At 60.4% G+C, this 21,621-nt stretch carries 20 protein-coding genes; 11 read left to right on the top strand and 9 right to left on the bottom strand.

What is annotated here, in order from left to right:
* The first annotated feature begins 183 nt into the window (after window positions 1-183).
* From QIW53_RS20685 to QIW53_RS20650, 8 genes are all read left to right on the top strand, one after another.
* A complete protein-coding gene (locus QIW53_RS20685) occupies window positions 184-639 on the top strand; it encodes a YkvA family protein (protein ID WP_371051481.1) in 456 nt (151 codons plus the stop codon).
* 112 nt (window positions 640-751) lie between these two features.
* Window positions 752-1,093, top strand: coding sequence for a helix-turn-helix domain-containing protein (locus QIW53_RS20680; protein WP_371051480.1), 342 nt, complete (start codon window positions 752-754; stop codon window positions 1,091-1,093).
* Entirely contained in the window at window positions 1,090-1,461 is a 372-nt protein-coding gene (locus QIW53_RS20675) for a hypothetical protein (protein WP_003223109.1), read from the top strand. Before QIW53_RS20680 ends, QIW53_RS20675 begins: the two co-directional genes overlap by 4 nt.
* Window positions 1,462-1,869 carry a sel1 repeat family protein gene (locus QIW53_RS20670; RefSeq protein ID WP_371051479.1) on the top strand — a complete coding sequence of 136 codons (408 nt, stop codon included), beginning with the start codon at window positions 1,462-1,464 and terminating at the stop codon, window positions 1,867-1,869. It begins immediately after the preceding gene.
* A gap of 225 nt (window positions 1,870-2,094) precedes the next feature.
* The gene (locus QIW53_RS20665; RefSeq protein ID WP_371051478.1) at window positions 2,095-6,753 is read left to right on the top strand and encodes an RNase A-like domain-containing protein; all 4,659 of its coding nucleotides are present in this window, start codon (window positions 2,095-2,097) and stop codon (window positions 6,751-6,753) included.
* The gene (locus QIW53_RS20660) at window positions 6,750-7,049 is read left to right on the top strand and encodes a contact-dependent growth inhibition system immunity protein (protein WP_371051477.1); all 300 of its coding nucleotides are present in this window, start codon (window positions 6,750-6,752) and stop codon (window positions 7,047-7,049) included. The genes QIW53_RS20665 and QIW53_RS20660 overlap by 4 nt, the downstream gene beginning before the upstream one ends.
* 396 nt (window positions 7,050-7,445) lie before the next feature.
* Window positions 7,446-7,766, top strand: coding sequence for a hypothetical protein (locus QIW53_RS20655; protein WP_371051476.1), 321 nt, complete (start codon window positions 7,446-7,448; stop codon window positions 7,764-7,766).
* Between the two features lie 129 nt (window positions 7,767-7,895).
* Window positions 7,896-8,273 (top strand): hypothetical protein, encoded by a 378-nt coding sequence (locus tag QIW53_RS20650; protein WP_371051475.1) that lies wholly within the window; start codon window positions 7,896-7,898, stop codon window positions 8,271-8,273.
* A gap of 203 nt (window positions 8,274-8,476) precedes the next feature.
* Here QIW53_RS20650 and QIW53_RS20645 read toward each other — a convergent pair whose 3' ends face one another.
* Entirely contained in the window at window positions 8,477-10,252 is a 1,776-nt protein-coding gene (locus tag QIW53_RS20645) for a bifunctional diguanylate cyclase/phosphodiesterase (RefSeq protein ID WP_371051474.1), read from the bottom strand.
* 129 nt (window positions 10,253-10,381) lie between these two features.
* Window positions 10,382-12,463 carry a carboxy terminal-processing peptidase gene (locus QIW53_RS20640; protein ID WP_371051490.1) on the bottom strand — a complete coding sequence of 694 codons (2,082 nt, stop codon included), beginning with the start codon at window positions 12,461-12,463 and terminating at the stop codon, window positions 10,382-10,384.
* Between the two features lie 138 nt (window positions 12,464-12,601).
* Between QIW53_RS20640 and QIW53_RS20635 the strand changes: the two genes are divergently transcribed.
* Window positions 12,602-13,564 (top strand): zinc-binding dehydrogenase, encoded by a 963-nt coding sequence (locus QIW53_RS20635; protein WP_371051473.1) that lies wholly within the window; start codon window positions 12,602-12,604, stop codon window positions 13,562-13,564.
* A 43-nt stretch (window positions 13,565-13,607) separates the two neighbouring features.
* On the opposite strand, the gene QIW53_RS20630 is transcribed toward QIW53_RS20635, so the two are convergent.
* The 6 genes from QIW53_RS20630 to QIW53_RS20605 form a co-directional block, all read right to left on the bottom strand.
* Window positions 13,608-14,261, bottom strand: coding sequence for an HAD family hydrolase (locus tag QIW53_RS20630; RefSeq protein ID WP_371051472.1), 654 nt, complete (start codon window positions 14,259-14,261; stop codon window positions 13,608-13,610).
* Window positions 14,262-14,295: 34 nt separating this feature from the next.
* Window positions 14,296-15,285, bottom strand: coding sequence for an ABC transporter ATP-binding protein (locus tag QIW53_RS20625; protein WP_371051471.1), 990 nt, complete (start codon window positions 15,283-15,285; stop codon window positions 14,296-14,298).
* A complete protein-coding gene (locus tag QIW53_RS20620) occupies window positions 15,282-16,082 on the bottom strand; it encodes an ABC transporter permease (protein WP_371051470.1) in 801 nt (266 codons plus the stop codon). The genes QIW53_RS20625 and QIW53_RS20620 overlap by 4 nt, the downstream gene beginning before the upstream one ends.
* Window positions 16,069-16,905, bottom strand: coding sequence for an ABC transporter permease (locus QIW53_RS20615; protein WP_371051489.1), 837 nt, complete (start codon window positions 16,903-16,905; stop codon window positions 16,069-16,071). Before QIW53_RS20615 ends, QIW53_RS20620 begins: the two co-directional genes overlap by 14 nt.
* A gap of 5 nt (window positions 16,906-16,910) precedes the next feature.
* The gene (locus tag QIW53_RS20610; protein WP_371051469.1) at window positions 16,911-17,717 is read right to left on the bottom strand and encodes an alkaline phosphatase family protein; all 807 of its coding nucleotides are present in this window, start codon (window positions 17,715-17,717) and stop codon (window positions 16,911-16,913) included.
* Window positions 17,718-17,894: 177 nt separating this feature from the next.
* Window positions 17,895-18,959 carry an ABC transporter substrate-binding protein gene (locus tag QIW53_RS20605; protein WP_371051468.1) on the bottom strand — a complete coding sequence of 355 codons (1,065 nt, stop codon included), beginning with the start codon at window positions 18,957-18,959 and terminating at the stop codon, window positions 17,895-17,897.
* Window positions 18,960-19,310: 351 nt separating this feature from the next.
* Between QIW53_RS20605 and QIW53_RS20600 the strand changes: the two genes are divergently transcribed.
* Complete coding sequence (locus QIW53_RS20600; RefSeq protein WP_371051467.1) at window positions 19,311-20,024, top strand: UTRA domain-containing protein; 714 nt, start codon at window positions 19,311-19,313, stop codon at window positions 20,022-20,024.
* A 17-nt stretch (window positions 20,025-20,041) separates the two neighbouring features.
* On the opposite strand, the gene QIW53_RS20595 is transcribed toward QIW53_RS20600, so the two are convergent.
* Window positions 20,042-20,809, bottom strand: a complete 768-nt coding sequence (locus tag QIW53_RS20595) for a DODA-type extradiol aromatic ring-opening family dioxygenase (RefSeq protein ID WP_371051466.1) — start codon at window positions 20,807-20,809, stop codon at window positions 20,042-20,044.
* A 102-nt stretch (window positions 20,810-20,911) separates the two neighbouring features.
* On the opposite strand from QIW53_RS20595, the gene QIW53_RS20590 reads away from it, so the two are divergent.
* Complete coding sequence (locus QIW53_RS20590; protein ID WP_371051465.1) at window positions 20,912-21,565, top strand: thiopurine S-methyltransferase; 654 nt, start codon at window positions 20,912-20,914, stop codon at window positions 21,563-21,565.
* Window positions 21,566-21,621 lie beyond the last annotated feature (56 nt).

Here is a 21,621-nt window from a genome sequence, read left to right as displayed (position 1 = left end):
TGAAGCACCTGCGCTAACCGCGCCGGAGGTGCCAAGTCAATGAAATCTTGGGTTTTTTTAAGTGAGTAAAAAACGCCCGATCTAAGCGAGGCCCTTGTTAAACGGGGCTCTCAGCCGTGAATTGCCGGTCTGTTCACAAGGTTATCCACAATTTGTGTGGATAACCTTGCAGTGGGAGGAATGATGAAAGCTCCGTGGAATTTCGCTCGTTTCCTGCCACTGGCCGGACGCCTGCTGGCCCGTGGAAGATTGCCGACGCTGCTGTTTGCCGTGGCCAGCAAAAGTGCCAGCCAGGGCAATCGCCTGGGCAAGCTCAAGGACGATCTGCGTCTGTTGCAGGCCTTGTGCCTGGCCTACTGGCGCGGCGAGTACCGTGCCATCAGCCCCAAGGCCCTGTTGTCGGTCGTCGCCGGCCTGATGTATTTCCTCAGCCCGGTGGACGCGATTCCGGATTTCATCCCGATGTTCGGCATGCTCGACGACATTGCCGTGCTCGCCTGGCTGATGAAAGTGCTCGACGACGAGCTCAATGCCTTCCGTGCCTGGCGCAAGCGCCAGGTCCCGGAGAAGCTGGTGGTGGTCGAGCGCCTGCCCGACACCCCCGAGCAACTTCAGCTTCAGGGCCCGAAAAAAGCCTGATTTTGTTAAGGATCGTTCCCATATCCATACCCCGCGACCTTGGCCGCTGTTAGGATTACACTTCCAAGGAAAAGCACCGACTCGCTTAGTGTCGTTGTCCTACGGGGAAGTCATGGATATTCAGATAATCACACGTGAAGGCGAGCCCGAGTATGCGGTTCTGCCGTGGGCTCAGTATCAGGCTTTACTCAAAGCAGCAGGCGTTGACCAGCCAGCGCCGCTGGCCGCTCCGGAGCGTCCGGCGGCCGCACCAGAGCCGATTCTTCCGGGCCTGGATCAACTACGCAGTTTGCGCGAAGCAAAGGGCATCGCCATCGAGGCGCTCGCCCGCACGGTAGGCATCAGCCCGTCTTATCTGGCCATGATCGAAAGTGGCGAGCGTCTGCCCGACGCCGCGATTCGCCGCAGTCTGGCCTGGGAGTTGACGGTGCCAGGGTGGAGGGATGAATCGTGAGCGTACGCATCAGTCGTCAACATTGGGACGGTTTGCTCGGCGAGCTGGATCAGGCCCGCCGTCAGCGACACCTGCTGACCTATCGCGCGTTGCTGGAGCGTCTGCAACTGCCGACGCCGGCCATGCAAACCTTGACCGCGGCACTGGAGCATCTGGCTGCGCTGGACGCCAAGGCCGAACAGCCGCTGCGCAGTTCGCTGGTGATCAGCCAGGGCGCCAGCCGCCTGCCGCGCACAGGTTTTTTCGAGTGTGTCGAACGCCTGGGGCGTTTCTCCGGCCCTTCCGATGGCGTCGCGGCGGCGTCCTGGCATGCATCGGAAGTGGTGCGGGTGTTCGAGTACGAATACCCCGAGTCGGCGGAGGCCTGAATGTTGTTACGCATCAAGGCGCGAACGGGGTACTGGCTGGCTCGTCGGCTTTTCCACTGGGCCTGGGCCGTTCGCCAGCCCAGGATATGGGGCTGGATGGAGAGTCAGTTCTCGCGCATGGCCAACCTGGGCGACGTCGGCGCGCAAAGCTTCTACGGCCACATTCTGACCTTCCGTGGCGTGGGCATCGGCGCCCGTGAAGAGGGCGTGCGCTTGCTGCGCCTGGCGGCGCTGGCGGGGGATGGCAAGGCGGCGTATCAAGTGGGTGTGATCAGCCTGGCCGGGAGCGCGAGCAAGGCCCCGGACCCGGTGGAAGCCGCCCGGTTCTGGAACCTGGCAGTAAAGGCCGGGCACCCGCTGGCCGAGATCAAGCTCGCGCAATTGGCCGATCACGACACCGCCCGCTAACTTTCTCCGCAGATGACAACAGACGTGGCGACCTGTCGCCACGTCTGCGTTTTTGTCTGCTTGATTCTGCAAGGCACTAATTAGGGAATCACCCTACATTCGCCTCTTACTTGCCTGACTTCTTTCTCTGTTGATCCTGCGCATTGTCTCGCCTGTTCATTTTCGCGAGGGATTGCTCATGATCGACCGTTTTTCTGACTGCACTGCTCGCGTCGCGGTGTGCTGATGGCTCACATTGCCAGGATCGAGCAAGAGCTCGACGGTTTCTGCGACACACTCAGCCTTTATCGCCAGCAATTGCAGGGTTTTTTGACCCGCACGACAGACCAGGTCAGCCACGCCACGGACATGCCATCGCTGTTGGGCATGGAGCGGCAGATCAAGCTGGGCTCGACCAGCACGTCGGTCAGCGCTGGCGATGACGACTTTCTCTCCAGTGTGGCGCAATGCCCACGCAACGGCTTGCTGCAGATCGAAAGCCGCTTCGAATCGGTGCATGACATTCCACTGGGGAACATCCAGGTCGATGTGATTGCGGTGCAGGGTGGTGAAAAGACCCCGATCACCCTGGACCAGCACGGCAGGGGGACGTTCAAGGGGGTAGCCGGCCAGTCCTATCGCGTTCATGTCCACAGCCAGGTGACGCCGGAACAGATCCATCAACTATTCGCATCCTATGAGAGCCTGGCCGGTGAGCTGGAACGTTGGCTGCGCGACCAGTGGCGAGGGTTCAGGCCGCAGTGGTCGGCCGCCTCGACATCCGCCTCGCTGACGGCGGTGGGGAACGGTCTGGCCGCTGGAAGCTGGGCGGCGATCGAGGGGGGCTGGGACGGGATTGGCGAACTTTCGGAGATTCTGAAAGACCCGTTGGCCTTCGCCGAAAAGCTCGGTGAAAGCGCCGGGGAGCTGGCCGGGCTCGCCAAAAGCGCGCCCGAGCAGATGGAAAAAGCCATGCTGCTGGCCAGTGACGAAGCCGCCCTGTGCCTGCTGATGCGCGCCGCCACCTTGTGGCTGGAGATGCTGCCGCCGTCGCAGTTGGCCGGAGCGTCGGCCGAGGCCATTGCCAAGGTGATCGTCGGGTTGGTCATCGACCTGTTGATCGGTCTGGTGTTGAGCGTGGTCGGCGTGGGCGTCGCCTGGTTGACCGCGCGCCTGGCCCGGTACGGCGCACAGCTGTTCAACGCCGCCATGGCGTTCGTGAAGTCGATGGTTGCGATCGTCGACACCTTTCTGGGCTACGTCGAGCGTTACAAACCGCTCGCCGCCAGGGGCACGGCGGCAGGGGTGAAAAACGGTGGGCTGCAGTTGCGCTGGGACGCCAGGCGCAACACCCGGCTCAAGCAAGACCAGCATCAGGAGGATGCACCGAAGCAGGCCACCAACCCCAACGGCGACAGCGCCCAGGCGGTCGATAACACCGTCACCAACAAGTGCCCGGTGTCGATGGTCACCGGCGAAGAGTTGCTGACCCTCACCGACGGTGTATTGAACGGCATTCTGGCGTTCGAGTTTACCCGGCTTTATCGCACCAGCGCGGCCGAGATCGATAGCGGCCTGGGCTACGGCTGGAGCCATAGCCTGGCGCATCGGCTGGAAATCGATGGCGCCGAGGTTCTCTGGATCGACCATGAGAACCGCCGAACCGCCTTCCCGCTGCCCACCATCGAACGCCCGGCGATCCACAACAGCCTTTCCTGCGCAGCGATTTACCGAGGCGACGAGCCTGAGGAACTGATCCTCGCCCAAGCGGGCGACGCGGTGCGCTTCCATCACTTCATCAATGGGCAATTGACCGCCATCAGCGACGGTTACGGCAATCGTCTGCGCCTGGTGCGTGACCGCCTGGGTCGTCTGCAACGCCTGGAAAACGGCGCCGGCCGCGCCTTGCTGCTACGCTATGAACACCGGCACTTGGTCGCCGTCGACTACCAGGTCTTTGTGCCGGCCCAGACCCTTGACCAGTCCTGGGTGACCGAGCAGACGCTGGTCAGCTACCGCTACAACGAGCGCGGGCAACTGATCGAAGCCCGCAACGCCGCCGGTGAAAGCGAACGCTACGACTACGATGACCAGCACGTCATTCTCCAGCGGCAACTGGCGGGCGGGGCAAGTTTCTACTGGGAGTGGGAGCGGTCGGGCAAGGCGGCGCGATGCATCCGGCATTGGGCATCGTTTACCCAGATGGACGCGCGTTATGTCTGGGATGAGCCGGGTCTTGTCACTGTCCATAACATCGATGGCAGCCAGGAGGTTTACCAGCACGACGAGCGCGCACGCCTGGTGCGCCAGATCGGGCTCGACGGCGGCGAACACCGCAAGGCCTATGACGACCAGGGGCGGTTGATCGCCGAACAGGACCCGCTGGGCGCCATCACCGAATACCGCTACGACGAAGCAGGACGGCTGGTGGCGTTGATCCCGCCAGAGGATGAGCCGACGGCCTGTGAATACCGCAACGGTTTCCTGCATGCCCGCTCACGCGGCAAGGCCGTGTGGCGCTATCAGCGCAATGCACAGGGCGACATCACCGCCGCCACCGATCCTGATGGGCAGGTCACTCACCATTTCTACGATCAGCAGGGGCAACTGCTGTCGATCCGTTACCCGGACGACAGCCGGCATGTCTTTGTCCGCAATGCCCTCGGGCAATTGGTCGAAGAGACCCTGCCGGATGGTGGTGTGCGGCGGTTTTCCTACGATGTGCAGGGGCGGGTGATCAGCCGACAGGACGAACACCACGCCGTCACCCGCTACACGTGGGACGCGGTTGGCCGGTTGATCCAGACCACGTTGCCGACGGGCGCCACGCGCTCGTTCCAGTACAACGCCTACGGCAAGCTCGTCACCGAGGACGATGAACTTGGCCACGTCACGCGCTACGAATACTTCGATGACCTGCACCTGGTCAGCCGGCGGATCAACCACGACGGCACCCAGCTGCGTTATCGCTATGACAACGCGCAACTGCTGCTCACGGAAATCGAAAACGAAGCCGGCGAGAAGTATCAACTGGACTACACGCCGGGCGGATTGATCCGTCAGGAGCGTGGATTCGACGGCCTGCGCACGGCATACGCCTACGACCTGAATGGCCACCTGCTGGAAAAAACCGAGTTCGGTACGGACGGCTCGCAGCAGGTCACCGCCTATGAGCGGGATGCGGTCGGGCGACTGCTGTGCAAGACGCTGCCCGATGGCATCAAGGTCGAGTATCGCTACGACGGCTTGGGGCGGTTGATCGGTGTCGATGACGGCCAGGATCATCCGCTGGAGTTCGAGTACGACCTGCAGAACCGACTGATCACCGAGCACCAGGGCTGGGGCACCCTGCGTTACGCCTATGACGCCTGCGGTCAGCTCAAACGCCTGCGTCTGCCCGACGGCAGCGTGCTCGACTACCACCTGGAAAAGGGCGGCGCGCTGAGCGCCATCGACCTCAACGGCGCACGGCTCACCACCCATCAGTTTGCCTTCGGTCGCGAGTTGCAACGGCAACAGGGGCAACTCACCAGCCACTACCACCACGACGAACAGGGCCGCCTGCAAGCCCACGTCATCCACCAGCACAACCGACCGCTGTACATGCGCCACTACGGCTACGCGGTCAACGGCAACCTCGCCACCCTCGCCGACAGCCGCCACGGCCAGCGCAGCTACTACTATGACGCGCTCAACCGCCTGACCCGCGTACGTCACACCCGCGACGACCCACCGGAAAATTTCGCCCACGACCCCGCCGGCAACCTGCTGATGCAGGATCGCCCGGGCATGGCGAAGGTCGCCGGCAATCGTCTGTTGATGCAAGGCGACCGGCATTTCGACTACGACGCCTTCGGCAACCTCATCCGCGAACGTCGCGGCACCGGGCAAACACTCGTCACCGAGTACCGCTACGACTGCCAGCACCGCCTGATCGGCATCACCCGCCCGGACGGTGGGCAATCGTCCTACCGCTACGACGCCTTCGGCCGCCGCATCGCCAAAACCGTCGACGGTCACACCACCGAGTTCTTCTGGCAGGGCGACCGACTCGTCGCCGAAAGCAGCCCCAACCACTACCGCAGCTACCTCTACGAACCCGGCACCTTCCGCCCCCTGGCTCTGCTCGACGGCAAGGGCCCGAGCAAGGCCTGCCCGTTCTACTACCAACTCGACCACCTCGGCACGCCGCAGGAACTGACCGACTACAGCGGCGAACTCGTCTGGTCGGCGAAGTACAACGCCTACGGAAAAGTTACCCACTTGTCCCATGGCAGCGGGGAAAAAATCGAGCAACCACTGCGGTTCCAGGGCCAATACTTCGACGCCGAGAGTGGGCTGCACTACAACCGGCATCGGTATTACGACCCGGATGTCGGACGGTATCTGACGCAGGACCCGGTGAAGTTGGCGGGCGGGTTGAATTCGTATCGGTATGCGGTGAACCCGACGGGGTGGGTTGATCCGTTGGGGTTGTCCTGCGAATGTCCGGGTGAGGTTGCTGATGGTCCGTACAGTGAGATTGTTCCTGGCGGAGGTCTAGCTGCGCACGAGGCTCAAGGAGGGCATCTCATTAGAAAACATGTGGGGAGAACGGATAGTCAGTTGGCTAAAAGGTTAAAAGCCGAGCCAAATATCCCCGCAGCATCAACATTTCCGGATCGAGCTACTGCCGAAAGGGCTTCTTCGAAGGCGTTAGATGCAAACAGGAAGAAAATAGAAAAATTCCTACAAGGAAAGAAAGAAAAAACGATAGTCACCCATACTTTCCCGTACCCGGTAGGTAACAGCTTACCCAATGGCCATAAAAATCCTGTTCCTGCATCGAAGGTGTTTTTAGTTTTGGTGAAGGATGTCAGACGATCTGAGGGCTATTTTTTACTCACAGGATTTCCCGAATTATGAATCAAGAGTATCCCGAGCTGCATGAATTTTTTGGTGCGTACTTTCATCAGGATTGGACGGTTGAACATGATACGGCTGAACAAGTAATTGAGTACTTTTCAAGTCACTCCGACCCTGCGGATCTGACCCTCGTGCTGCAGGAGCTTGGGTCTTTGCTCAAGCTGCGAAAGAGTGAGATGGAGCTGAGAAGTTACTTGTTGAGGGAACTGAGCTGCTATTACTGCTACTGGAATGAGTGGGAGTCAGGCGAGGTATGGTTGCGTCATATCGCAAGCAAGTTGGGCCACAAATTTTGATTGATTTGGCAGGTAGGTTTGATCACCTTGGTTTCAACTGGTGTTTAATCTCTCGATGAAAAACGCGAAATCTCTGAGCAAGATCTTCGGAGTTTCCCTCAAGTTGTAGCGGTTTTCATGAACTGGTGCGAAACGTGTTCAGTGGATAGTCTCTGGTGATCACTGATAACTCAGTGATTGGGGTGTAGGAACCCTTCAAGACTAGAGCGGCGCTTCGACGTCCACCTCAATTGCGGCCGTTAATGGACGTCCGTAATATCAGTTGCGGCGGCTCTGCGCGGGCACGCTTCGGCGTGGTCGAGTGCTCTGGTCTCGATATTCCTACCCCGCGTATGGCTGCCACCCAAGCCTGTAGGAAGGCCGATGGTAGCTTCATCAAATACCAGAGGTTGAAAAATGAAAAATCTTCATCCCGATCCCCCCTACCAAAAACCCACCCCATATCCCGAAAACCGCTTCAAACCCCTCACTAGCAACTGCGACGACATGCCTACGCTGTTCTTCGACACCCAGGCGCCCCTGTATGTCCTGAACAACGCGGCCGTCTTTCGAATCGAGACGGTCACCCAGGTGCTGGAAAACCTGGGTATGCGCGGGTCGATTGAGTGTGAGTCGTTCATCCTCAGCGATTTCGCCTTGCTCTGCGCCGTCCCGTTGCGCGATGGCTGTGATTTGCTGAAAGAGATCGGTCAGCGGTTGCGAGCCCGGGCAGACTAACCCTGCAGGAGCGAGCTTGCTCGCGATGGTCGTTAACGATGACGCGGGGGGGGGCTGGATACCCGCGTTGTCAGGGCTTCTGGAGAACTATAAGTGGTGACTCGCGGGATAAGACTGTGAGACCTGTAAATGATTAAAAAATACGACGCATTAGTTCTTGGAATCGACGAAATTGTTGAGGAGGAGGTTGTGTTGCTCGTCGGAGGCACAGCGATCAAGTGCTTCACGAGCTATTGTCCCTATTTTATTGAAGTTGGAAAGCACTATACGGTGGAGTTCAATCTGATCTTGTCTGAGCCCGATTGCGTAATGCTGGCAAAGGATGGGGAGAGAAAAGTGGATAGCTCCCAAAATGGGTTCTCTTGTGTGGTTCATGGTTATTTGGATGGCCCGATTCTTCGATCGGTCATTGACTTTATAGATCTGGAAATTCATTACCAATATCCCGCCTTGAATCAAAAATACATAGAAATCAGCGTCGATAGAATTGATGTGTCGTTTGTATAGGAACGGCGAAGTGCCTGGGTAAGGTCTTCGAGCTTTCCCTCAGGTGTAGCGATTTCCATGAACTGGTGCAAACGGGTCGTATCGATAGTCGAGCGAACTTGCTCGCGAAGGTCGTTAACGATGACGCGGGGTGCCTGGATGCTCGCGTTATCCGGGCGTTTTTCGCGAGCGGGTTCGCTCCCACAAGTGTGGTGTGGGAGCGATCAGCATTGCACCTCAGGTTCTGCCGCCGCCAGGCTATCAATCACATGGATGCTGTACCCCGGCATGTTCTTCGCGTGGTGCTTGGCCTGGGAGGCCATTTCCGCCAATTGGCTCGCGTCGAGTTGGGCGCAGGCCTGTGCATGCAAGTGCACCACGCCGATCGACAGCGACAGCAGTGCGAATTCCTGGCGCACGCCCTGGCGGTTGGGGGCGGTGAAGCAGCCGGCTTCCAGGTGTTCGGCGCGATAGAAGCGTCGGCACTGGCTCTGGAAGTCGTCCAGCAACTGGTTCAGGCGTTTGCGCCAGTCGTCCGGCCCGAGCACCAGCAGGAAGTCGTCGCCGCCGATATGGCCGACGAAGTCGCGGGATGGGTCGACGCGGTCGTTCAGGCATTGCGCCAGGCACAGCAGCACTTCGTCGCCGCGACCGTAGCCGTAGATGTCGTTGAAGGGTTTGAAGCTGTCGATGTCGACGTAGCAGATGACCGACTCGCGCTGCTGTTGCAGCAAGCGGGTCAGGCATTGCTGGATCGGCACGTTACCCGGCAGCAGAGTCAGCGGGTTGGCGTAGCGGGCTTGCTGGATCTTCAGTTCGGTAATCAGCTTCAGCACATCGATGACCCGGCCCAGCCCCAGGTAGCCGCCGTTCAAGGTAATGATGAAATCTTCTTCGATGCGTTGTCGGGCGCGGCTGGTGATCAGGCGACTGACTTGCTGCAGCGACTGGCTCATTTCCACGGCGAGGAAATCGTCACTCATCAGCCGGCTGATGGGTTTGCGGGCGAACAGATCGGTGGCGAACGGCTTGAGCAGGGCGTCCGACAGCGAATGCCGATGGACGATGCCGCAAGGGTGCCCGTGTTCGTCGAGCACCGCCAGCGAGTTCAGGTTGGCCTGGCGGCGGAAGGCTTCGAGCACCGTCGCCGTCGGTGTTTCCCGGGCGACTGCGGGTTGATCGTTGAGCAGGGCGCTGAGGTCGCTGCCTTCGTCGTTCAACGCCACCGCAGCACTGTCCTGCTTGGGCATCAGGTTGCGCGCATCCCTCGGCGGCTGTTCCTGCGGCCGGCAGAGCAGGTAACCCTGCACCAGGTCGACACCCATGTCGGTCAGCACCGCGAGTTCTTCCGGCAGTTCGATGCCCTCGGCAATCACCTGGGCCCGGGAGGCCTTGGCGATCTGCATGATCGAACCGACAAACTCGCGCTTGAGGGCATCCTGATGGATGCCGTCGATGAAGTGCCGGTCGATCTTCACGTAATCGGGTCGCAGCTCGGACCACAGTCGCAGGCTGGAGTAGCCGGCCCCGAGGTCATCCAGGGCAATGGAGAAACCCATGGTCCGGTAGTGATTGAGCGCATTTTGCAGCAGTTGAAAGTCGTCGATCGGCGTCTGTTCGGTCAGCTCGATGACCACCTGACTCGGAGGAATGCCGAAATCCTTCAGCAATTGCAGGGTCCGGCCCGGTTGGTGGGCGGCTTCGAGCAGGGATTCGGGCGACACGTTGAGGAACAGTTTGCCGGGCAGTTGCTGTTCGTGGAAACGCCGGCAGGCGCTCTCGCGGCAAGCGATTTCCAGTTCGTTCAAGCGGCCGGCCTGGCGGGCGACGGCGAACAGCGTGATGGGCGAGTGCAGCGGGCTGTTGGAAGGGCCGCGACTGAGGGCTTCGAAGCCCACGATCCGCCGTTCGGAGAGCGAAATGATCGGCTGGAACAGGCTGTGCAAACCGCTTTGAGTCAGGATTGAACTCAAGGCACTCAGCTGTTCGGTCGTGGTCATGGCGATCTCGGGCTAAAAAAAAGGACCGGGAGCTCTCTTGTGCATGAGAAGTCCCAGCCCCGTATTTCACGACAGAATGATGACTGTTTGATGACGCCTCGAGGGCATCAGCATTAAAAAGCCATCATCTTAGTGCTTGGCCACCGCCGTGTTGAGTTTCAGGTAGTCCAACAGAATGCGCCCGGTCTCGCTCAGGTAGGCGTCGTCTTCCGGTTTGAGTTTGTCCGGTTCGGCTGCGGCGGCGTCTTCGTCTTCTTTCTTCAGCTCTTTGAGCGGCTCTTCGCCCTTGGCCTTGCGACGGATGTTCTCCATCGCCAATTGCTTGGCTTCGATATCGGCGTGCTGGGCACGACGATCGGCTTCATTGAGGCTGACGGTTTTTTCCGCCATCAGTTTCTGCGCCAGGGCCAGCTTGTCGCGAATGAACACGAACTCCGCATCCCTGGCCGTGCGCACGTCATGCTCGGATTTGAGCTGGGTGAGGAACGGCTTGAACGGATCGACCGCAGGCTTGATGGCCGCGCGGATGGTGTCCCATGGCATGGCTTCGGGCAGGGCGCTTTCGCCGATTTCCTTGGTGTCGATGATCGACGGGTAATCGATGTCCGGCAGGACGCCCTGATGCTGGGTGCTCTGGCCGGAAACCCGGTAGAACTTGGCCAGGGTCAGTTTCAGTTCGCCATGGTTCAGCGGCTGGATGGTCTGCACGGTGCCTTTGCCGAAGGTCTGGCCGCCGATGATCAGCGCGCGGTGGTAGTCCTGCATGGCGCCGGCAAAAATCTCCGAAGCCGAGGCAGACAGGCGGTTGACCAGCAACGCCATCGGGCCTTTGTAGAAGGCGCCCGGGTTTTCATCTTCGAGTACGTCGACGCGGCCATCGGCGTTACGCACGAGCACGGTCGGCCCCTTGTCGATGAACAGGCTGGTCAGCTCGGTGGCTTCCTGCAAGGAGCCGCCGCCGTTGTTGCGCAGGTCGATGACCACGCCGTCGACTTTCTCTTTCTGCAACTCGGTCAGCAGTTTCTTGACGTCGCGAGTGGTGCTCTTGTAGTCCGGATCACCGGCACGGAAAGCCTTGAAGTCCAGGTAGAAGGCCGGGATTTCGATGACGCCGAGCTTGTAGTCCTTGCCGTCCTGTTTCAGGTTGAGGACCGACTTTTTCACCGCCTGGTCTTCAAGCTTCACCGCTTCACGGGTGATCGGCACGATCTTGCTGGTCTGGTCGTTCGGCGCATTGCTGGCCGGGATGACTTCCAGGCGCACCACGGTGCCCTTCGGACCCCGGATCAGCTTGACCACTTCGTCAAGGCGCCAGCCCACGACGTCGACCATTTCCTTGTTGCCCTGGGCAACGCCGATGATCTTGTCCGCCGGAGCGACCTGCTTGGTCTTGTCTGCCGGGCCGGCTGGCACCAGGCGCACGACTTTCACCTGATCGTTGTCGCTCTGCAACACGGCGCCAATGCCTTCGAGGGACAGGCTCATGTTGATGTCGAAGTTTTCCGCGTTATCCGGTGACAGATAGTTGGTGTGCGGATCGTAGGACATGGCGAAGGTGTTGATGTACGCCTGGAAGATGTCCTCGGCGCGGGTCTGGTCCAGGCGCGCCAGTTGATTCTTGTAGCGCTTGGTCAGGGTTTCCTGAATCTGCTTGGGGTCCTTGCCCGCGATCTTCTGGCGCAGCACTTCGTCCTTGACGCGCTTGCGCCACAGGTCGTCCAGTTCGGCGGTGGACTTGAGCCAAGGGGCGTCCTTGCGGTCGATCAGCAAGGTTTCCTTGGTGTTGAAGTCGATCTTGTCGACGCCCTTGTTCAACTCGGCAAGGGCGAAGTCCAGGCGCGCCTTGACGCGGTCCAGATAGCGCTTGTAAATGGTGAACCCGGCGTTCAGGTCGCCGCTCTTGAGGAAGTCGTCGAACTGCGTCTTCCATTTGTCGAATTCGGCGATGTCGCTGGCCATGAAGTAGCTGCGCGACGGATCCAGCAGCTTGATGTAGCTGTCGTAGATGATCACCGAGCGCGCATCATCGAGCGGCGGCTTGCTGTAGTGGTGACGTTTGAGCAACTCGACGACGTTCAGGCTGGCGATCACTTCGTCACGATCAGGCTGAAGCTTGTCCCAGCTATTGGCTGCGAACGTATTGCTCGACATCGGCATCAGGCCGATACCGATAAACAGGGCGAGGGCGGTGCTGGGGAACAGGTGCTTCATGCCGATTCGACGCAGGGACAATTGATAACGCATATTAGGCCGTCTTTGAAGTCGCCGGTTCCACGAGGGCCGGTCGCATAATGCAAAAAGCCCGGCGATACAGCTTCGGGCTCAGTCCAGACTCACTATGGAGGCACTGTGAAAGCATTGCAAGGCGTGGAAGGTCAAGTGGCGTGGGTTGAAGAGCCCAGTCCTACATGTGATGTAGGGCAAGTTCGCATTCGAGTGTCGGCTGCAGGCCTTAATCGCGCCGATTTATTACAAAAAGCCGGCCTTTATCCGCCGCCGCCCGGGGCCAGCCAGGTGCTGGGTCTGGAGTGCTCCGGGGTGATCAGCGAGGTCGGTCCGGGCTCGTCCTGGCAGGTCGGTGACCGTGTCTGCGCCTTGCTGGCCGGGGGCGGAATGGCCGAAGAGGTGGTTGTCGACGGACGGCATGTGCTGCCGGTGCCCGACGGATTGTCGCTGATCGAGGCGGCAGCTTTGCCCGAGGTCTATGCCACGGTGTGGCTGAATTTGTTTCAATTGGCTGCGCTCAAACCCGGTGAGAAAGTTCTTCTGCACGCCGGCGCAAGTGGAATCGGTTCAGCTGCCATTCAGCTGTGCAAGGCGTTCGGCAACCCGTGCTGGGTCAGTGTCGGTTCTGCCGAGCGCCTGGCGTACTGCGAAGCGCTGGGCGCCCAGGGTGGCGTGGTGCGCAGCACCGATCTGGACAGCCTGCGGGACCTGGGGCCGTTCGACGTCATCCTTGACCCGGTCGGCGGCCAATACGCGGCCCTCAACCTGAAACTGCTGGCCAGTGATGGCCGTTGGGTGCTGATTGGCTTGATGGGTGGCCGCGAGGCGCAACTGGATCTGGCACAGGTGCTGGCCAAGCGCGTGCAGCTGCTGGGCTCGACCCTGCGCAGCCGCGACGATCAGTTCAAGGCAGATCTGTTCAGCGAGCTGAGCCAGCACGTGTGGCCGCTGTTCGCCGAAGGGCGCCTGAATCCGCAATTGGCCAGGACCTTCCCGATCAAGGATGCCGAAGCGGCGTTTGCGGAACTGGCGAGCAATCAGGTGGCGGGGAAGGTGGTGCTGGTGATCGACGACAGCCTGAGCTGACAGCACCGTAACGGTGGGAGCGAGCAAGCCCGCTCCCACAGGGTCACTTCCAGAGATGGATCGGCCAGCCGGCCTTTTCCGCGTGTTCATGCAAGACCGGGTCGGGGTTCACCACATGGGGGAAATCGACTTTCAGCAACAGCGGCAAGTCGTTCCGTGAATCCGAGTAGAAGCTTGCGCCTTCAAGGTTTTCCTCTTCCGCATCCAGCCATTCCAGCAGTCGCGTAGTCTTGCCTTCGCGGTAGGTCAGGACGCCGGTGGTGTTGCCGGTGTAAACGCCATGCGCCACTTCCAGCTCGATGCCGAGAATCTCGTCGATGCCCAGTCGTTCGGCAATCGGCCGGACCAGATGGGTGCCCGAGGCCGAGATCACCAGAATCCGGTCCTCGGCCTTGCGGTGGGCGGCGAGGGTCCGGGTAGCGTCGCTGAAGATGATCGGTTCGATGAAGTCCTCCACCCAGGGGCCGACCAGATGGTCGATTTCGGCCGGTGTGCGCCCGATCATCGGCTCGAGGCTGAAGGCCATGTAGTCCTCCATGCGCAGCTTGCCGTGGCTGTAGGCGTCCATCAGTTCATTGTTGCGACGCATGAACGACTCGGGATCGACCCAGCCCAGGCGTCCCATTTGCTCGGCCCAGAGGGTGGCGCAGTCGCCGTGGATCAGGGTTTCGTCCAGATCAAAAATTGCCAGGGCCATCAGTGCAGTTCTCTCTTGAGCATCAACAAAGGCATCAGGCTACCTCACACAGCGCCGTCGGATCGATGGAAAGTGCCAGGCGCTGACCGTCGGGATGCAGATCGCTTGCCGAACGATTGAGCACGTCCACCACCAGTTCCACGCCCCGGGCTTCGATCCGGTAGCGAATCACGTTGCCCAGCAGGCTGTGGCTACGCACCTGTGCGTCCAGTTCGCCGTCGAGGCTCAGTTCGATGGCTTCCGGGCGAATGGCAATGCGATGGCTGATCGGCCGTTGCAGCAGTTTGCTCGCGCTGTCGGGGTCCAGCAGGTTGTAATTGCCGATGAAGCCGGCGGCGAATACGTCCACGGGTGCGGTGTAGAGGGTTTCGGCGTCGCCGCTCTGTACGATCTTTCCCTGGTTCATCAGGAAAATCCGGTCAGACATCGTCAGCGCTTCTTCCTGATCGTGAGTCACGAAGATGGTGGTCAGGCCCAGTTCACGCTGGATCTGACGGATCTGTTCGCGCAAGTGTTTGCGAATCCGTGCATCCAGTGCCGAGAGCGGCTCGTCGAGCAACAACAGCCGTGGCCTTGTCACCAGTGAGCGGGCGAGGGCGACGCGCTGGCATTGACCGCCGGACAACTGGTGCGGATAGCGCGAGGCGAAGTCGCTGAGCTCCACCAGTTTCAACACCTCGGCGACGCGCTTTTGCGTGTCATCGCTGTTGACCTTCTGCATGCGCAAACCAAACGCGACGTTCTGTTCGACGGTCATGTTCGGGAACAGCGCATAGCTCTGGAACACCATGCCGATCCCGCGTTTTTGCGGGCTCAGCGGCACGATATCGACTCCGTCGAGCAGGATCTTGCCGCCGTCGACCGGGGTCAGCCCGGCGATACAGCGCAGCAGGGTGGATTTACCGCAGCCGGACGGACCGAGCAGGGTGACGAACTCACCCTTGTTGATTTCGCAGTTGATGTCGCTGAACACCGTGGTGCCGGCGTAATTTTTCTGAAGGTGTTGGACGCTGACATAGCTCATTCGCTTTTGTCCCTGTTCAAGATGTTGGCCGCCCAGGTCAGGACCAGTACGAAGAAGAAGTAGGAAATCACCAGCGCACTGGTGAAGTGGCCGCTGCTGTTACGCATGTTGTTGAGGTAGACCTGCAGGGTTTCGTAACGGGTGCCGACGAGAATGTTGGCGAAGACGAACTCGCCGAACAGGAACGAGAACGACAGCAGCAATGCCACCATCAAGCCCTTGCGCAGGTTGGGCAGCACCACCAGAAAAGCCGCTTGCCAGGTGCTGGCGCCGAGCAATTGCGCGGCGTCCATCAGGTCGCGCAGGTTGATGGCTTGCAGGTTGTTGGTGATCGCCCGGTACATGAACGGCAGGGCGACCGTGAAGTAGCAGCCGATCAGGATCCACGGCGTACCCACCATCGCAAACGGCCCGGAACCGTACAGTTGCAGCAGACCCACGGACGACACCACCGGCGGCACCGCGAAGGGCAGGAGGATCAGGATGTTCATCAGCGCATCGAGTTTCGGGAAGTGGTAATGCACCACGAACAGCAGCGGCAGAATCAGCACCACCGACAGGATCAGCGCGCCGACACAGACCAGCAGCGATTGGCCGAAGGCGTGGAGGAAACGCGGGTCGCTCCACAGCGCGATGTACCATTTGAGGGTGAAACCGCTGGGCAGGATGGTCGCCGACCAACTGCTGGCGATGGAATACACCAGTGTTCCGGCCAGTGGCAGCAGCAGGATGGCGAACAGCAGATACACCACGACCCGGTGGTAGATGCCGACGGGGCCCAGTTCAGCGCGAGACATGGTAGCTCCTCTTCAACAGCAACTGATGCACGACGGTCACCAGGGTCATCAACGCCACCAGCACCACGGCCAGTGCGCTGGCCAGGTTCGGGTCGAGGGATATGTCGCCGGACACCATCGCCGCGATACGGATCGGCAGCACGTTGAAGTTGCCGGTAGTCAAGGCATACACCGTGGCGTAGGCGCCGAGGGCGTTGGCCAGCAGGATCACGAAGGTGCCGAGCAGCGCCGGGGTCAGCACCGGCAAGCCGATGTGGCGCCAGAACTGCCAGCCACTGGCACCCAGCAGTTCGGCGGACTCGCGCCAGTCTTCGCGCAACGCATCGAAGGCCGGGTAGAGCAGCAGCACGCCGAGGGGGATCTGGAAGTAGGTGTAGAGAATGATCAGGCCGGTTTTCGAGTACAGGTTGAAGTCCTGGATGATGCCGGCCTGCTTGAGCATGATCGTGAAGCTGCCGTTGAACCCCAGCAGGATGATGAACGCAAAGGCCAGGGGCACGCCGGCGAAGTTGCTGGTCATGTTGGCGAAGGCGTTGACGAAGTTGCGCAGCTTCGAATCGACCCGGCGCAGGGAGTAGGCGCCGAGGACGGCAATGATGATGCCGAACACGCTCGACCAGAAGCTGATCTCGAGGCTGTACTGGATCGCCTGGCGATAGAACTTCGAGCCGAAGATCTTGCTGAAGTTGGCCAGGCCCCAGCCGGACTCTTCCGATTGCAGGCTGTTGATCATCACCCAGACGAGCGGGGCGATCTCGAACACGATAAAGAACAGGGTGAACGGCACCAGACACAAGGCCGCCCACCATTTGCCGCGAGTCATGGCATTCACTTGAGCAACTCCCGGCAGACAGGTTTGTCGTGGGCCACGCCCAGCAGTTCGCAGACCGTGCCGCAGATGTCGGTCTGTTTCGGTGCGGCGCCCGCGTTGAGGCTGAAGGCGTCGCCGAGGACGAACAGGGGCACTTCGCGCTCCTCCGGCAGCAGGCCGTTGTGCGAGCGATCGTTGTTCATGCCGTGGTCGGCGGTCACCAGCACCTGGTAGCCGGCGTCGAGCCAGCCTTGCAGGTAGTCGGCCAGGATGATGTCGGCCGAGCGAGCGCTGTTGCGGTATTGCGCCGTGTCGAGGCCGTGCTTGTGCCCGGCGTCGTCGATGTTCATGGGGTGCACCAGCAGGAAGTTCGGCGTGTGGCGCAGGCGCAGGTGTTCGGCGTCGGCGAACAGGTGCGAATCCGGGTAATGGTCGTTCCAGTAGAAATGCCCGTGCTGGATCGGCAGTTGCGGATCGTCGGTATGACGATCTCGAGCCGCAACGAAGGGCGAGCGGTTATACAGCTCGCTGACCCAGTGATAGGCCGCCGCCGCAGTCGTGAGCCCTGCAGCCCTGGCGTAGTGATAGACGCTCTGCTGATTGGACAGGCGCGAGACGTTGTTGTGCACGATGCCGCTGTCGATCGGCGCCACGCCGGTCAGGATGCATTCGTACAGCGGACGGGACAGGGCGGGCAGTTCGCACTCCAGCTTGTAGAGTGCCGCGCGTCCTGCGCCGACATACGCCTGCAGGTGCCCCATGGCGTGTCGCGCAACCTCGTGATTGAGACCGTCGAGCACCACCAGGATGACGTTGTGTTTCATAGGGGCGAAAACTCCGCGAGCACGAATTCGGAAATTGACTCAGCCCCCCTGTGGGAGCGGGCTTGCTCGCGAAAGCGGTGTATCAGACAAGGGTGCATTGGCTGACACACCGCTTTCGCGAGCAAGCCCGCTCCCACATTGGGATCTTCGACAGATCCCAATGTGGGGGAAAGCGCCTTACTTCATCTCGACAATGACTTCTTCGTTCCACTTCTGTGGCAATGCCTTCGAGGTCTTTTCCCACGCGTCCGCGTCCTTGATCGGCGTCACGCCTTTGTACTGCTCGTTCGGCAGCAGCTTGGACTTGACGTCAGCCGGCAGGGTGATGTGCTCGGCACGGATCGGACGGGCGTTGCCCTTGGCCAGGTTGATCTGGCCGGCGTCGCTGAAGATGTACTCGCGGGTCAGCTTGGCAGCGTTGGGGTTTTTCGCGTATTTGTTGATGATGGTGGTGTAGCCGGAAATCACCGAACCGTCGGAAGGAATCAATACGGTGTAGTCATCCGGATTGGCCATCTTGGCCTTGTAGCTCAGGCCGTTGAAATCCCAGACCACGCCGACTTCGATTTCACCCTTTTCCATCGTGGCGATGGTCGGGTTGGCCATGGACAGGCGACCCTGCTTGGCGATGTCCGCGAACAGCAGCAGCGCCGGTTGCAGGTTCTTCTCGTCGCCACCGTTGGCCAGCGCGGCGGCCAGTACGCCATTGGCGGCCTGGGCGGCGGTGCTCACGTCGCCAATCGAGACCTTGTACTTGCCGTTCTTGAGGTCCGCCCATTTGGTCGGCGCCGGCGAGCCGTGCAGCAACTTGTTGTTGATGATGAAGGCGATGGTCCCGGTGTAGGCCAGGGCCCAGTTGCCGTCCTTGTCCTTGGCCCAGTCAGGAATCTGGTCCCAGGTGCTTGGCTTGTAGGGTTGCACCACGCCTTGCTTGACCGCGATCGGGCCGAACGCGGCACCGACGTCGCCAATGTCGGCGCTGGCGTTGGTCTTTTCTGCTGCGAACTTGGCGATTTCCTGCGCCGAGCTCATGTCGGTGTCGATGTGCTTCAGGCCGTATTGCTTGGCCAGGTCTTCCCAGGTGCCTTTCCAGTTGGCCCAGTCATCGGGCATGCCGACACTGTTGACTGCGCCTTCCGCTTTCGCAGCGGCTTCCAGGGTTTTCAGATCATCAGCGGCCATGGCGGCGGTACACAGGGCAATGGTCGAGCCTAACAGTGATGCCAGGAAAAGCTTTTTCATTCCGAAGCTCCTTTGGGCGTTTTCAACGCTGCGATTGCGGTGGTGTTGGTCTAGGTCAGCAATACCTGAGCCAATCTAGGGGGGCTGGATGACATTTTGATGTCGTCCGTGGCCCAACCTGTTTTTTTGAAGGCGCAATGCTCAGGGTTGGAGATAAGCGTAGACCATGGCCAACGCACCGAAATTGCGGGCCCTGGCCACTAAATTGCAGAGAAACGACGCGACCGTTCGGTGCTTTTGTCATCTACCAGTCATCAGCAGTGCCTAGGCTTGCTTGCAGTTGATGCAGCCGAATCAATCCCGGGCTCTTGCCCCGAAACAGTGCTGGTCTAGTCCAGATAGGTAACGTTGATGCGTATTGAGGCAACCAAAGCGGTGACAGCCATCGGGCAGGTTCTTCAGGAGCAGATTGTTCACGGGTTGCTGGCGCCGGGCAGCAAGTTGCCGGCCGAGCGCAAGCTCAGTGAATTGTTCGGAACGACGCGTATCACTGTGCGTGAAGCCTTGTTGCAATTGGAGGCGCAAGGGCAGATCTATCGCGAGGAGCGCAGGGGCTGGTTCGTGTCGCCACCTCGCCTGGCCTACAACCTGATGCAGCGCAGTCACTTCCACGCCATGGTCAGCGCCCAGGGCCGCGTGCCGTCCACCGAAGTGATTTCGGCGCGCTTGCAGCCGGCGTCGGCGGCGGTGTGTGCCTGGTTGCAGTTACCGGCGCTGTCGAGCGTGATCCAGATCTGCCGGGCACGCCGGATCGATGAACGGCTGGTGCTGTACGTCGAGCACTACCTCAATCCGCAGTATTTCCCGGAGATCCTGGCGCTCGATCTGAATCAGTCGATGACCGAGTTGTATGCGCGGCACTACGACCTGCATTACGGGCGGGTGCGCTTTGAAATCGTCCCGACCGCGTTGTCGGTCGACGCCGCAGCGGCGCTGCGGGTGTCGGTCGGGAGTCCGGGGTTGCGCATCGCCCGGGTCAACTACGATCAGCACGAGCGATTGATCGATTGCGACCTGGAGTTCTGGCGCCACGATGCGATTCACGTGGGCGTGGATGTCGTGTGAGCCTGACCCGGGTTTCATCAGCCGAAGCGATAAATATCCATGCCCAGCGCGCCCATGGTGAAACCCTGGTGGCTGATGCTGAACCTGCCCCCGGCGCCGCGTGCAAAGTACAGCGGCAACAAGTGCTCATCGCTTGGGTGGTTGCGTATGGCGTTTGGCGCCTGCCGGCGGTAGTCGTGCAGTGCGGCTTCGTCGTCGGCCTCGAGCTGGTCGATCATCCAGTCGCGAAACACCTTGGCCCACGGCTCAACGCTTTCCGGGCCGGCGTGCCAGTCCAGCTCGCGAAGGTTATGGGTGATGCTGCCGGAGCCGATCAACAGCACGCCCTGCTGGCGCAGGCTGTTCAATGCATGCCCGACGCGGGTCTGCAGGGCAGGGCCGTGGCGTGTGGGCAGCGAAACCTGCACCACCGGAATATCGGCCTGTGGGTACATCAACGACAGTGGCACCCAGACGCCATGGTCGAAGGGCCGTGTGGTGTCGATGCGCGAAGGTAAGCCGCTGCTCGCCAGCAACTCGACCACCGTCGCCGCCAGTTGCGGCTCGCCGGGCGCCGGGTATTGCACTTCGAACAGCGCCTTGGGAAAGCCGCCGAAGTCGTGCCAGGTTTCCGGATGGGGGTTGGCGCTGACCAGCAGTTCATCGCTCTCCCAGTGGGCGGAAACAATCACGATCGCCCTGGGTTTCGGCAGTTCGGCTGCAATTCGCGCCAGCGCAGTGCCACTGGCGCCGGGATCCAGGGCCAGCATCGGGGAGCCGTGAGATATGTACAGGCTGGGGAACATGAACGAGCTCCAGAGAGTAAGATGACCCATCTTCAATCAGATCATTGATCTAAATCTAATATAAGTTTTAGGGTGTTTTGATCGAATTTCTCGGAGATAGATATGCAGCCGGAGTTTTGGCACAAGCGCTGGCAGTCGAATCAGATCGGCTTCCACCTGCCGCAAGTGAACCCTCATCTGCAGCGTTTCTGGCCGCAACTGGGGCTGGAGGAGGGCGCTCGGGTACTGGTGCCACTGTGTGGGAAGAGTCTGGATTTGCTGTGGCTGGCGCACCAGGGGCATGAAGTTCTCGGAATCGAGCTGTCGGAAAAGGCGATCGAGGATTTCTTCGAGGAGCATGGATTCGACCCGCACGTCAGTGAGCAGGGGCCTTTCAAGGTCTACCGGGCAGGGTCGATCGAGCTCTGGAGTGGGGATTTCTTCGAATTGACGCCCGGCGATGTCGCCGATTGTGCGGGGCTGTACGACCGCGCAGCGTTGATCGCCCTGCCGTCGGCCATGCGTGAGCGCTACGCCGCCCATCTCAAGCGCATCCTGCCCAGGGACGCACTGGGATTGTTGATCACCCTGGATTACGACCAGACGCAAAAGGACGGACCACCGTTTGCCGTGCTGGACGATGAGGTGCAACGAATGTTCGGTTCGGCGTGGTCGCTGAAGATCCTCGAGGATCAGGATGTACTGGAGGAGAACGGCAAGTTTGCCGAAAGTGGCGTAACGCGGTTGGAAGAGCGGGTCTACCGCCTTCGCAGCTGACCCCGTCCGGTGAGACCAAAAAAGGCCCGCATCTCTGCGGGCCTTTTTGTTTTGCT

This window comes from Pseudomonas fluorescens, assembly GCF_041354075.1.
Taxonomy (GTDB): Bacteria; Pseudomonadota; Gammaproteobacteria; order Pseudomonadales; family Pseudomonadaceae; genus Aquipseudomonas; species Aquipseudomonas fluorescens_CE.
This window is presented reverse-complemented; position numbering and strand designations above follow the sequence as displayed.